The sequence below is a fragment of the Pseudaeromonas sharmana genome, assembly GCF_042649925.1.
Classification (GTDB): domain Bacteria; phylum Pseudomonadota; class Gammaproteobacteria; order Enterobacterales; family Aeromonadaceae; genus Pseudaeromonas; species Pseudaeromonas sharmana.
The window spans coordinates 177,729-189,605 of sequence record NZ_JBHSAF010000015.1 but is presented as its reverse complement, the minus strand read 5'-3'; the positions used below and the strand labels follow the sequence as shown (position 1 = coordinate 189,605).

The 11,877-nt window shown below is 59.6% G+C and carries 13 protein-coding genes; 4 read left to right on the top strand and 9 right to left on the bottom strand.

The window, feature by feature from the left end:
- Positions 1-2: 2 nt before the first annotated feature.
- The gene (gene hpt / locus ACFOSS_RS15540; protein WP_377154294.1) at positions 3-533 is read right to left on the bottom strand and encodes a hypoxanthine phosphoribosyltransferase; all 531 of its coding nucleotides are present in this window, start codon (positions 531-533) and stop codon (positions 3-5) included.
- A gap of 170 nt (positions 534-703) precedes the next feature.
- Here hpt and ACFOSS_RS15535 point away from each other — a divergent pair, with 170 nt between their 5' ends.
- A complete protein-coding gene (locus ACFOSS_RS15535; RefSeq protein WP_377154292.1) occupies positions 704-1,315 on the top strand; it encodes a TetR/AcrR family transcriptional regulator in 612 nt (203 codons plus the stop codon).
- A gap of 63 nt (positions 1,316-1,378) precedes the next feature.
- On the opposite strand, the gene ACFOSS_RS15530 is transcribed toward ACFOSS_RS15535, so the two are convergent.
- Both ACFOSS_RS15530 and mpl read right to left on the bottom strand, forming a co-directional pair.
- A complete protein-coding gene (locus ACFOSS_RS15530) occupies positions 1,379-1,990 on the bottom strand; it encodes a flavin prenyltransferase UbiX (protein ID WP_377154289.1) in 612 nt (203 codons plus the stop codon).
- On the bottom strand, positions 1,987-3,363 hold the full coding sequence (mpl, locus tag ACFOSS_RS15525; RefSeq protein ID WP_377154287.1) for a UDP-N-acetylmuramate:L-alanyl-gamma-D-glutamyl-meso-diaminopimelate ligase: 1,377 nt from the start codon (positions 3,361-3,363) through the stop codon (positions 1,987-1,989). The genes ACFOSS_RS15530 and mpl overlap by 4 nt, the downstream gene beginning before the upstream one ends.
- Before the next feature lie 147 nt (positions 3,364-3,510).
- Between mpl and ppa the strand changes: the two genes are divergently transcribed.
- The gene (ppa, locus tag ACFOSS_RS15520) at positions 3,511-4,044 is read left to right on the top strand and encodes an inorganic diphosphatase (RefSeq protein ID WP_377154285.1); all 534 of its coding nucleotides are present in this window, start codon (positions 3,511-3,513) and stop codon (positions 4,042-4,044) included.
- Between the two features lie 266 nt (positions 4,045-4,310).
- On the opposite strand, the gene ACFOSS_RS15515 is transcribed toward ppa, so the two are convergent.
- Positions 4,311-4,904 (bottom strand): glutathione S-transferase family protein, encoded by a 594-nt coding sequence (locus ACFOSS_RS15515; RefSeq protein ID WP_377154283.1) that lies wholly within the window; start codon positions 4,902-4,904, stop codon positions 4,311-4,313.
- Positions 4,905-5,041: 137 nt separating this feature from the next.
- Between ACFOSS_RS15515 and ACFOSS_RS15510 the strand changes: the two genes are divergently transcribed.
- A complete protein-coding gene (locus ACFOSS_RS15510) occupies positions 5,042-5,884 on the top strand; it encodes an endo alpha-1,4 polygalactosaminidase (RefSeq protein WP_377154281.1) in 843 nt (280 codons plus the stop codon).
- A gap of 47 nt (positions 5,885-5,931) precedes the next feature.
- Here the strand turns inward: ACFOSS_RS15510 and ACFOSS_RS15505 are convergent, their stop codons facing one another.
- Positions 5,932-6,282: a gamma-glutamylcyclotransferase family protein gene (locus ACFOSS_RS15505; RefSeq protein ID WP_377154279.1), complete on the bottom strand. Its 351-nt coding sequence runs from the start codon at positions 6,280-6,282 to the stop codon at positions 5,932-5,934.
- Between the two features lie 134 nt (positions 6,283-6,416).
- Between ACFOSS_RS15505 and ACFOSS_RS15500 the strand changes: the two genes are divergently transcribed.
- Entirely contained in the window at positions 6,417-6,968 is a 552-nt protein-coding gene (locus tag ACFOSS_RS15500; RefSeq protein WP_377154277.1) for a YtfJ family protein, read from the top strand.
- 300 nt (positions 6,969-7,268) lie between these two features.
- Here ACFOSS_RS15500 and cysC read toward each other — a convergent pair whose 3' ends face one another.
- From cysC to cysG, 4 genes are read right to left on the bottom strand one after another with little or no spacing between them, the layout of a single operon-like run.
- A complete protein-coding gene (cysC, locus tag ACFOSS_RS15495; protein WP_377154274.1) occupies positions 7,269-7,883 on the bottom strand; it encodes an adenylyl-sulfate kinase in 615 nt (204 codons plus the stop codon).
- Between the two features lie 49 nt (positions 7,884-7,932).
- Complete coding sequence (gene cysN / locus ACFOSS_RS15490) at positions 7,933-9,354, bottom strand: sulfate adenylyltransferase subunit CysN (RefSeq protein WP_377154272.1); 1,422 nt, start codon at positions 9,352-9,354, stop codon at positions 7,933-7,935.
- Between the two features lie 23 nt (positions 9,355-9,377).
- Positions 9,378-10,286: a sulfate adenylyltransferase subunit CysD gene (gene cysD / locus ACFOSS_RS15485; protein WP_449301185.1), complete on the bottom strand. Its 909-nt coding sequence runs from the start codon at positions 10,284-10,286 to the stop codon at positions 9,378-9,380.
- A gap of 48 nt (positions 10,287-10,334) precedes the next feature.
- Positions 10,335-11,747 (bottom strand): siroheme synthase CysG, encoded by a 1,413-nt coding sequence (cysG, locus tag ACFOSS_RS15480; protein ID WP_377154268.1) that lies wholly within the window; start codon positions 11,745-11,747, stop codon positions 10,335-10,337.
- Positions 11,748-11,877 lie beyond the last annotated feature (130 nt).

Below are 11,877 nucleotides of genomic sequence, written 5' to 3'. Positions count from 1 at the left end.
CCTTATTCGAGCGGTACCACTTTGGCGATATAACGCAGGTTGCGATACAACTGGGCGTAGTCGATACCGCAGCCGACAACAAATTCATCCGGGATCGCAAAGCCGACCCAATCCACCGGCACGTCCACCTCACGGCGCGACGGCTTGTCAAGCAGGGTACAGATGGCCAGCGACTTCGGCTCGCGCAGCCGCAAGATCTCGCGCACCTTGGTCAAGGTATAGCCGGTATCGATGATGTCCTCGACAATCAGGACATCCTTACCCTTAATCTCATCCTCGATATCCTTGAGAATGCGCACCTCGCGCGAGCTGTTCATGCTGTTGCCATAGCTGGAGGCGGTCATGAAATCGAACGACACCGGCACCGTGATCTCGCGGCACAAGTCGGCCAAAAAGACACAGGAACCGCGCAGCAGCCCCACCAGCACCAACTCCTGTGTGTCGTGATAACGGGCACTGATCTCGGCGCCCAGCTCGGCAATCCGGGCCTGAACCTCGGCCTCGGCAATCATCACGTCTACCCGATGCTTCATTGTCTGCTCCTGATGAGTTTTGCTTCGGAAAAGCGGTAAAAATGGTTAAGATGGCCGCGGATTTTATCACTAATCATCCGATTGGCGCGATAAAGTCCGGGGATAAAAGCAACGGACTGGTCAGTAACGGACCAGCCATACAATAACGATTACACGAGAAAAATGTAGTTATGCACCATGCCACGGAACCACGTCGTCGCACTCGGCTCAGTCCGGATGCACGTAGTCGCCAACTGATGGATCATGCCATCGCCGTCTTTGCCCAACGCGGCATAGGTCGGGCCGGTCATGCAGAAATTGCCGAGCGCGCCCATGTCTCCGTTGCCACCGTCTTCAACTATTACCGCTCGCGGGAAGAGTTGATCGACAGTGTGTTGGGTGAGGTAGAGTCCTTCTGGTTTACGCTGGCGCGCGAAGCGCTTGGCCGTGGGGAGACGGCCATCGATGCGCTGCGTCTGTTGTTCGATGCAACCGTCGATGCAGTTTACGAGAAGGGTGACTACGCGCAAATCGCGCTGGAATGGGCTGCTTCTGTTCGTGATGATCTCTGGCCGCGCCACACGCAATTTTGTGGTCGCATGCTGGATCTGACCCGACAGACACTGCAACGTGGAGTCGAACGCGGTGAGTTTGAATTACGGATGTCAGAGCGGGAAACGCTGGCTGTGATTAACAGCCTCTACTACCCGGCCTGCCAGATGATATTCCGCGACCCGCAACCGCCAAGAGAAGAGATCAAGGCCTTCATGCTGAATACCAGCCGTCTGGTACTCGGCCTGTAAACCTGCGATCTCCCCTCCCCGTGTAACAATGCCAGCCCCGGTCGCAAGACCGGGCTGGCTGGTTCATTCTCCCGCCATGCCCCAACGCGGCACCAGTTGCTGCCCCACCCCCAGATGATCCAGTACTCGCGCCACCATGAAGTCCACCAGCGCCTGAACCGAGTCCGGTTGATGATAGAAACCCGGTGACGCCGGCATGATGGTGACCCCTAACTGACTCAGGTTCAGCATGTTCTGCAGGTGGATCGTCGAATAGGGGGTCTCGCGGGGCATCAGGATCAACTGGCCGCGCTCCTTGATCACCACATCCGCAGCCCGTTCTATCAGATTGTCCGATGCTCCGTGCGCGATGGCACTCAGGGTTCCCATCGAACAGGGCGCGATGACCATCTGTTTCGGCGCCGCAGAGCCCGAGGCCACCGGCGCGAACCAGTCCAGCTTGCGACACACCGATAACTGTCCGGGCGCCGCGGCAAAGCGTTCGCTCAGATAGCGTTCACAGGCGGCCTCCTCTTCGGGCCAGTCCTCGCCAAGTTCAGTGGTGATGACCACCTGCGCCGCCGCCGAGCGTAACAGGTAGACGCGGCAACCGGCAGCCAGCAGTGCTTGCAGCAGGCCGACGCCATAAGCAGCCCCCGAGGCGCCAGTCATGGCCAGTGTGACGGCGTGGCTCATGCGCCCACCTCGACAAAGCGCTGTTCCAGGGCCTGGAGCAGGCGACCATGGATGCCGCCAAACCCGCCATTGCTCATCACCAGGATCTGGTCACCGGCATGCACCTGTTGCAGCAGCGCATGCAGCAGTTCATCAATCTCGTGGAATACCCGGGTTGGTACCGGCGCCCGCGCCGCGACCTGGTGTATATCCCACGGCAGATCGGCCGGCGCAAACAGGTAGGCAAGATCGGCCTGCGCCAGACAGGCCGCCAGCTCCTTCTGGTGCACCCCGAGCTTCATGGTGTTGGAGCGCGGTTCCAGCACGGCCAGGATCCGTGCCTGACCGACCCGGGCACGCAGGCCGCCGAGCGTGGTGGCAATCGCGGTCGGATGGTGGGCAAAGTCGTCATAGACCCGGATCCCGGCCACCTCGCCCTTGAGCTCCATGCGCCGCTTCGGCATGCAAAAGCTGGCCATCGCCGCCAGAGCCTGCTGCGCCGTCACACCAGCATGGCGGGCCGCCGCCAACGCCATCAGCAAGTTATGCACATTGTGCTGGCCCATCCCCTGCCAGTGCAGCTCGCCGACCGGCTGACCATCCAGCAATACGCGCAGATGACTGCCATCGGCACTCAGCAGTTGCGCCTGCCAGTGAGCGCCCTCGCCATCTACCCGCTCGACTTCGCTCCAGCAACCGAGCTTCAACACCTCATCCAGTGCGGCATCATGACCGGGCACCAGCAGGCGTCCCGTGCCCGGTACAGTCCGTACCAGATGGTGGAATTGACGTTGAATCGCCGCCAGATCCGGGAAGATGTCGGCATGGTCATATTCAAGGTTATTCAGGATCAGCGTGCGTGGCCGGTAGTGGACGAACTTGGAGCGTTTGTCGAAGAAGGCACAGTCATACTCATCGGCCTCGATGACGAAAAACGGACTCTGCCCCAACCGGGCCGAGACCTCGAAGTTGCCCGGCACACCGCCAATCAAAAAACCCGGCTGCAAGCCGGCATGTTCGAGGATCCAGGCCACCATGCTGGCGGTGCTGGTCTTGCCGTGGGTGCCGGCCACCGCCAGTACCCAGCGCGATTGCAGCACATGATCGCGCAGCCACTCCGGTCCCGAGGTGTAAGGCAGGTTGCGATCCAGCACATACTCGACGCAGGGATTACCACGGCTCATGGCATTGCCGATGATCACCAGATCCGGTACCGGCTCGAGCTGAGACGGGTCATAGCCCTGGATCAGACTGATGCCCTGCTCTTCGAGCTGGGTGCTCATCGGCGGGTAGACGTTGGCATCCGAACCTGTGACCTGATGACCCAACTGCTTGGCCAATACGGCGATGCCGCCCATGAAGGTGCCACAGATCCCGAGAATATGAATGTGCATCGCAAACTCCTAATGCGAAAGGATGAGGCATTCTAGCAATGGTGCCGACGTTTGGGCAGGGCCGGTGTGGCGCCGAGGTAGCCATTTCATGTGCGCTGGCTATAATACGGGCTCACTTGTTATCAACCCTTGCAAAAAGGACCTGCCATGAGCCTGAATCTGGTTCCCGCCGGCAAAGCACTGCCGGAAGATATCTACGTAGTCATCGAAATCCCGCAAAACGCCGACCCGATCAAGTACGAGATCGACAAGGAATCCGGCGCCGTATTCGTTGACCGTTTCATGGCCACGCCGATGTTCTACCCGTGCAACTACGGTTACATCAACCACACCCTGTCCCTGGATGGGGATCCGGTTGACGTCCTGGTGCCGACCCCGTACCCGCTGGTGCCGGGTTCCGTGATCCGCTGCCGTCCGGTTGGCGTACTGAATATGAGCGACGAAGCCGGTCAGGATGCCAAGCTGGTGGCGGTACCGCACTCCAAGCTGACCAAGCAGTACGACCATATCCAGGACGTGGAAGATCTGCCGGAGCTGCTGAAGGGCCAAATCAAGCACTTCTTCGAACGCTACAAGGAACTCGAAGCCGGCAAGTGGGTCAAGGTAGAAGGCTGGGGCAACAAGGCCGACGCCATCGCCGAGATCGAAGCCTCTGTGGTACGTTACAACGAAGCCAAGTAAGCCGGATCTGGAAAAACGCCACGCCCTGCGTGGCGTTTTTTTATGCAAAAAATAAAAGACCTGTCAACGATGACAGGCCTGGATAAATATTTTCTCCGTGCTTACCACTGCGGCTAAACCGGTAGCTCAGCACGCGCTTAATATCGTTAAGCCATGACCAACAAAAATTCTAGTATTTTGATTTTATTAGCAATTTTATTTGTTTATCACTTTATGAATATTTATGTCTCGCCATGCCGGGTCACAGGGAAATAACCCGTGACGAATCAAGCCTGCATTGGAATAAAGCCCGGCAGCTCGGTAATACGTTCCAGCCAGCGGTTAAGCGCCGGATAGTTGCGCAGACTAAATCCCCCCTCCTCGGCGACGTGGGTATAGGCATACAGCGCCAGATCGGCGATGGTTGCCGTCTCCCCCACCAGGTAATCATGCCGTCCCAGATGCTGCTCCATCACCTGCAGGGCCGCCTCGCCCTTGGCGATCAATGCCGGTAGCTCGGCCGCACGCTGCGGGTAGAACAACTGGATGGCTCGCGCGACGGCAACATAAGGCTCATGGCTGTATTGTTCGAAGAACAGCCATTGCAGCACCTGGGCCCGCGCGAAACGATCGCTCGGCCACCAACGGCTGCCTTCGGCCAGATAACAGAGAATGGCGTTGGATTCTGGCAACGGGCGTCCATCCGGCAGCACCAGTACCGGCACCTTGCCCAACGGGTTCAGCTTGAGAAATGCCGGCGTCCGCGTCGCGCCCTGGCGCGGGTCACACTCATGCCAGGTGAAAGTCTCACCCAGCAACGACAACATCAGTTTGACCTTGTAACAGTTACCCGAGGCGGCCATGCCATAGACCTGATACATAGTGGCTCCTTGCACGTTAACAGGCTGTTAACTTACGGCAGCCGGTTGATTAACGTCAAGTCGATAGCGTGCCGCGGCCTTGGTCGCCTGATGGCCGCCTGCTATGCTCAGCATCGACGTTGTTATGGAGCCTTGCTATGTTGTCCCCTCTTCTTGCGCGCGGCTTGCTGGCCAGTCTGCTCTGGCTGGCGGGGTGTGATGTCTGGGTTCGTGTCGGGGAGGATCCCGTACCACCGGATCCCGACCCCACTCCGGCGCGCTACCAACCCAGCGCCGATGTGCGTTGGCAGCTGCAGTTACAAGGCAATGTAACGCTGCAAACAGGCACCCAATTGCTGGAAGTTGATCTGTTCGATACCCCGGATAGTCAATTGATCACCTGGCGTCGGCAGGGCATCCGCTTGATGTGCTACTTCTCCGCCGGCACGCTCGAGATCTGGCGCCCGGATGTGGCCTCGCTCCCCGACAGTGTCCGCGGCGAGCCGCTAGCGGACTGGCCAGGAGAGTACTGGCTGGATGTCCGCGCCAGCAGCGTGCGCGACCTGATGCGTACCCGTCTCGATCTGGCACAGCGCAAGGGGTGTGATGCCGTGGATGCCGACAATGTAGATGGCTTCTTGCAAAACAGCGGTTTTGCCCTCAGAGCCGGCGACCAGCTCGACTACAATCGCTTCCTGGCGCGGGAGGCTCACCAGCGCGGCCTGGCCATTGCCCTGAAGAACAACCTGACACAGATCCCGGACCTGGTCGCCGACTTCGACTTGGCCGTCAACGAACAGTGCCATGCCTACCAGGAGTGTGACCGCCTGGCGCCTTTCGCGCAGGCCGGCAAACCGGTGTTGAACATCGAATATGACCCGCGCTTTGTGGCTGATGCCGACAGCCGCCGCCAGTTGTGCGATGAAGCCCGCCAGGAGAAACTGCAAACCCAGGTACTGACCACGGCCTTGGACGGCACCCTGTTGCATAGCTGTTTTTAACGCCAAAAAGGGCGGCCCAGGCCGCCCCTCTCCGGCTCAGGTACTGGCTAGCAGACGAAGCGACAACGCCAGTCGCCAGAGGGAATGGCCGCCAACCCCTGACAGGTCTGGCGATAGTGGTAGTAAAACGCCTCGCCCCACGGGGTCAGCATCATCTCTCGGGTGTACTCCTGCGGCGTCTCCTCCAAGGCATCCAGCCGGGCCATCGTCGTGTCATCGACCACATAGATTTCACCCAGCACCGACTGCTGGCCACTGATGATGCCGGGATACTCGCCAAGATCGATCAGATAAAAGTTGGGTGGACTCCACCACTGTCCCAGATAGGCGCACTCGCGCATCATGCCGTGATTGGATTCGCCGCGTCGCAAGGTGCCATAAACCCAGACCAGAGCCATACCCGTTCCCCCGTTGTTCTCTTCTAGTGTGTGGCCCGTCGCGACGGCGCCATTTGCCATTTGTGCTCAGCGCGGTGTACCCCTAGAATCCGCCCACTCAACGCACTTCATCACAAGTATAGGGAGTTTAGTCGATGCGTTCCTGTTTCATCAGCCTGTTGGCCGGTCTGTTGTTGCCCGCGCTGGCCCATGCCCATTCGATCCAACTGGCGAGCCCCCTGCCTGCCGTCCAGGTCAGCGAGCAAGGTGAGTTGCAGCTTCAGTCCGGCCAAACCCGCTATCAAGGCTGGGACAGCCAGCAACTGCCCGGTAAAGTGCGCGTCATTCAACACATAGCGGGGCGCAGTCATGCCAAGGAGCTAAATGCTCCGCTGATTGAGGCCATCAAGGCCGCCAAGTTGCCACATGATCGTTATCAGACCACCACCATCGTCAATCTGGATGATGCGCTGTTCGGCACCGGCGGCTTCGTCGTCAGTAGCGTCGAGAAAAGCAAGGCCGAGTTTCCCTGGTCTTCGTTCGTGCTCGACGAACAGGGGGTGGTGCGCAAGGCCTGGGATCTGCAGGAGGAGAGTTCGGCCATAGTGGTGCTGGATAAAGACGGCAAGGTGCGTTTCGTCAAGGATGGCGCCCTGAGCCCTGAGGAGATCGCGACTGTGATGACCCTGCTTCACAGTCAGCTGTAACCTGGACCGGAAAACAAATCAGCCCGCATCACGATGCGGGCTGATACACAGGCAGGCCTGAGAAATTAGAAAATGTAGTGTCCCAGAACAATCAGCACGAACACATAGGCCAACAACAAGAACCACATGCGTGGACTGGGCGTGCTCTTTCTCACGACGTCTGCACCTCCCTTGGTTACAACATTGCGTTAACAATATCACAACCAGAAAGTCGCACTCCAGATACAGTCGCGAGCAGCCTCACAAAATGCAGGCATTTTAACCAGATTCCGCACAGCAAGCCCCTATTGGCACCTATTTTTACTCGCTAGGTAGCACACCATACTGCTGCAATGCCTGTAACAGCTGTGACACGGCCTGTTCGATGGCCAGATCATGGTTCAGCACCCGGATCTCCGGCTGCAGCGGCGCCTCATAGGGATCGTCGATACCGGTGAAGTTGCGGATCTCGCCGGCACGCGCCTTCTTGTAGAGACCTTTGGGGTCGCGCGCCTCGCAGGCCGCGAGCGGGGTATCGACAAAGATCTCGATGAATTCACCGTCGGCAAAACGGGCGCGGATGGCATCGCGTTCGGCACGATAAGGCGACACAAAGGCCGCCAGAACCACCAGCCCGGCATCCACCATCAGCTTGGCCACCTCGCCGACCCGGCGCAGGTTCTCCTGGCGATCGGCCGGGGCAAAGCCGAGATCCGAACAGAGGCCGTGGCGCACATTGTCACCATCCAGCAGATAGGTGCGCACACCGCGGCGGTGCAACTCATGCTCCAAAGCACCGGCCAGTGTCGACTTACCCGACCCGGACAGGCCGGTAAACCAGAGCAGCCGTGGCGGATGGCCGTTAAGCGTCGCTCGCGCTTCCCGGTCGACTGTATGCTGATGCCAGACAATATGTTCCGTGGTCACCTTGTCCATCTTCTCTCTTCCTGTGATGAATCGGGCGCCCGTGGCGCCCTTTTCCTGATTACAGCTGGCTGATATCCAGCGCCTGCCAGTGCGGGAAGTGCTTGCGCACCAGAGCATTGAATTCCAGCTCGAACTCACTGAAACCTGCCGTGCTCTGGCTCTTGTCCTCCAGCGCTTCGATGACCATGCCGGCGCCGATGGTAACATTGGTCAGACGGTCGATGACGATGAAGCTGCCGGTATCGCGCACTTGCGTGTAGGGGTCAACGCCGACGGCGTTGGTCAGCGACAGCTCAACCAGTCCAATCTCGTTCAGTTGCAACGCCTGCGCCGGATGCTGCTGCAGCGTGTTGACGTCAATACGCTGGCGGATGATATCCACCTGGCCCTGGGTCTTCTTGGTCGCCAGCTTGATATCGTACAGCCGACCGGCAGCCAGTGGCGCTTCGGTCATCCACACCAGATGGGCCAGCACACGCTTGCTGACCGTCGTCGGGGCGTCCGGTGCCACCAGCAGATCGCCGCGGCTGATATCAATCTCATCACGCAACGTGACCGTCACCGCCTGGCCGGCAGTCGCTTGTGACAGATCGCCATCGAAGGTGACGATGCGCTCCACCACGCTCTGCTGCCCCGATGGCAGTACTTTCAGGGTATCCCCCGGGCGCAGGGTGCCTGCTGCCAGCGTGCCCATATAGCCACGGAAGTGCAGATCCGGACGGCTGACCAGTTGCACCGGCAAACGCACCGGGATATCCGCCTGGTGCGCACCGACTTCGGCGTTTTCCAGCAGGGTCAGCAACGGTTCCCCCTGATACCAGGGCGAGCGCTCGCTCAGCGTCACTAGGTTGTCGCCATCTACTGCCGACAACGGCACCACCTTGATGTCGGTCGCCGGCAAGCGGCTGGCAAATTGCAGGTAGTCAGCCTCAATACGACGGAATGTCGCCTGGTCGAAATCGACCAGATCCATCTTGTTGATGGCGACGATGAACTGGCGAATACCCAGCAGGCTGGCGATGAAGCTGTGACGCCGGGTCTGTTCCAGTACTCCTTTGCGCGCATCGATCAAGATGATCGCCAGATCGCAGGTTGAGGCGCCGGTCGCCATGTTGCGGGTGTACTGCTCGTGGCCCGGAGTATCGGCAATGATGAATTTACGTTTCGCCGTCGAGAAGTAGCGGTAAGCCACATCGATGGTAATCCCCTGTTCACGCTCGGCTTGCAGGCCATCCACCAGCAGCGCGAAGTCCAGTTTCTCGCCGCGGGTCCCCACCTTCTGGCTGTCGGCATGCAGGCTCTTGAGCTGATCCTCGTACACCTGCCGGGAATCATGCAGCAGGCGGCCGATCAGGGTGCTCTTGCCATCGTCAACGCTACCGCAGGTCAGGAAGCGCAGCAGGCTCTTGTGTTGTTGCTGATGCAGGTACTCTTCAATGCTGCCACTTTGCTTGATGGCTTCGGCAATCGCGCTGTTCATAGTCCTTTGCTCCTCGAAATCCGTTAGAAATAACCCTGGCGCTTTTTCAGCTCCATCGAGCCGGCCGCATCGTTATCGATGACCCGCCCCTGACGCTCCGAACTGGTGGAAACCAGCATCTCTTCGATGATTTCCGGCAGTGTCTGCGCCTGTGACTCGATGGCCCCGGTTAACGGGTAGCAACCCAGCGTGCGGAAACGTACCCACTTCAGCTCCGGTTTTTCATCCGGCGCCAACGGCATGCGTTCGTCATCCACCATGATGGTGACACCGTCACGCTCGACCACGGGACGCGGCTTGGCGAAGTAGAGCGGGACCAGTTCAATATTCTCCAGGTAGATGTATTGCCAGATATCGAGCTCAGTCCAGTTCGACAGCGGGAACACGCGAATGCTCTCGCCCTTGTTGACCTGGCCGTTATACAGCCGCCACAGTTCGGGGCGCTGGTTCTTCGGATCCCAGGCGTGGTTCTTGTCGCGGAACGAGTAGACCCGTTCCTTGGCCCGGGATTTCTCCTCATCACGGCGCGCGCCACCAAAGGCGGCATCGAAGCCGTATTTGTTCAGCGCCTGCTTCAAGCCTTCCGTCTTCATGATGTCGGTATGCTTGGCGCTGCCATGCACGAACGGATTGATGCCCATTGCCAGGCCATCCGGGTTCTTGTGAACAATCAGATCCATACCGTACTTCTCGGCGGTGTAATCGCGGAACGCGATCATCTCGCGGAACTTCCAGTCGGTATCCACATGCAACAACGGAAACGGCAGCTTTCCCGGGTAGAACGCCTTGCGTGCCAGATGCAGCATCACCGAGGAGTCCTTGCCAATCGAGTAGAGCATCACCGGATTGCGAAACTCGGCGGCCACCTCGCGGATGATGTGGATGCTCTCGGCTTCCAGTTGCTTCAGGTGGGTCAATCTTGCGTTGTCCAGTTGTAGTGTCATGACGGCGACTCCTCTCGCGCATTCGGGGACCGGCCGTCAGGCCAGCTCCACCAGATGTTCCTTGCCACTGGCCACCTCGCCACGGAACCAGCTCAGCTGGTCGGCCAGCGCGGCCACTTCACCGACGACAATCAGCGACGGACTTGCCGCGCCGGATGCCAGTTCGGCCAGATGTTGTAACTCCCCCCGCCAGACTTTCTGTTCGGCGGTGGTCCCGCGTTCTATCAGCGCCACCGGAGTGGTTGGCGCCCGACCGTGGCTCAGCAGACGTTGCTGAATCACGGGTGAGGCGATCAGCCCCATGTAGATCACCAGTGTCTGGTTGCTGGCCGCCAACGCCGGCCAGTCCGGCTCGCGGCCATCTTGCTGGCAGTGGCCGGTGATAAACACCGCGCTCTGGGCATGATCCCTGTGGGTCAGGGGTATGCCGGCATACGCCGTCGCCCCCGCCGCCGCCGTGATCCCCGGCACCACGGAGAACGCAATACCGGCATCCCGCGCCGCTTCAAGCTCCTCGGCGCCACGCCCGAACATGAAGGGATCGCCGCCTTTAAGGCGTACCACCCGCTTGCCGGCCAGCGCGTGCTCGACCAACAGGGCATTGATCTCCGCCTGCGGCACCGAGTGCGCCCCAGCCTTCTTGCCAACACAGATGCGCTCGGCATCGCGGCGCACCAGATTCAACACTTCCGGCGAAACCAGTTGGTCATACAGCACCACTTCGGCTTGCTGGATCTGTTGTAAGCCCTTGAGGGTCAACAGACCGGCATCACCGGGGCCGGCGCCGACCAGCACCAACTCGCCACCTTCTTGCTCGCCCTGTTGCAGCGCGGTTTCCATCCATTGCCGTCCCTGCTCGGTCTCGCCGGCTCGCAGCAGGCTGGCCAACTGGCCGGAGGCAAAAACCCGCTCCCAGAATCGACGGCGTTGTGTCAGCGACGTTAATGCCGACTTCACTCGCTCACGCAATTGGCCGGAGAGCCGGGCCAACTGCCCCAGGTGACCGGGTAACAGCGCCTCCAGCCGCTCGCGCAGCAGTCGGGCCAGCACGGGGGCGGCACCACCACTGGAGATGGCGACGATGATGGGTGAACGATCGATGATCGACGGGAAGATAAAACTCGAACGCGCCGGGTCATCCACCACATTGACCCACAGCCCTGCAGCTTCGGCCGCTGCCGCGACGTCGGCATTGACCTGTTCGTCGTCGGTTGCGGCAATGACCAGACGCTGGCCGTGCAGGTGACTCGCCTGAAACAATTCTGCCTGATGGATGATCCGGCCCAGCTGTTGCAACTGATGCAGCTCCTCATGCAGGTCGGGAGCAACGACCGTCACGCTCGCATCCGCCTCCAACAGCAGTCGCGCCTTACGCAGCGCCACCTCTCCGCCCCCGACCAGCAGGACAGGGCGTTGTGCGACGTTGGCAAACAGCGGCAAGTAATCCATCTTCAGGCTCCTCATCTTTGACATGACTATAAGGTTGGCAAATAAGTGCATAAAATAATAAAAACGCACTTTTTATTCTTATTGGTTATTAAACGGCGAATTTTGACCCGCTCGTCCCGCAGCGGCGGTG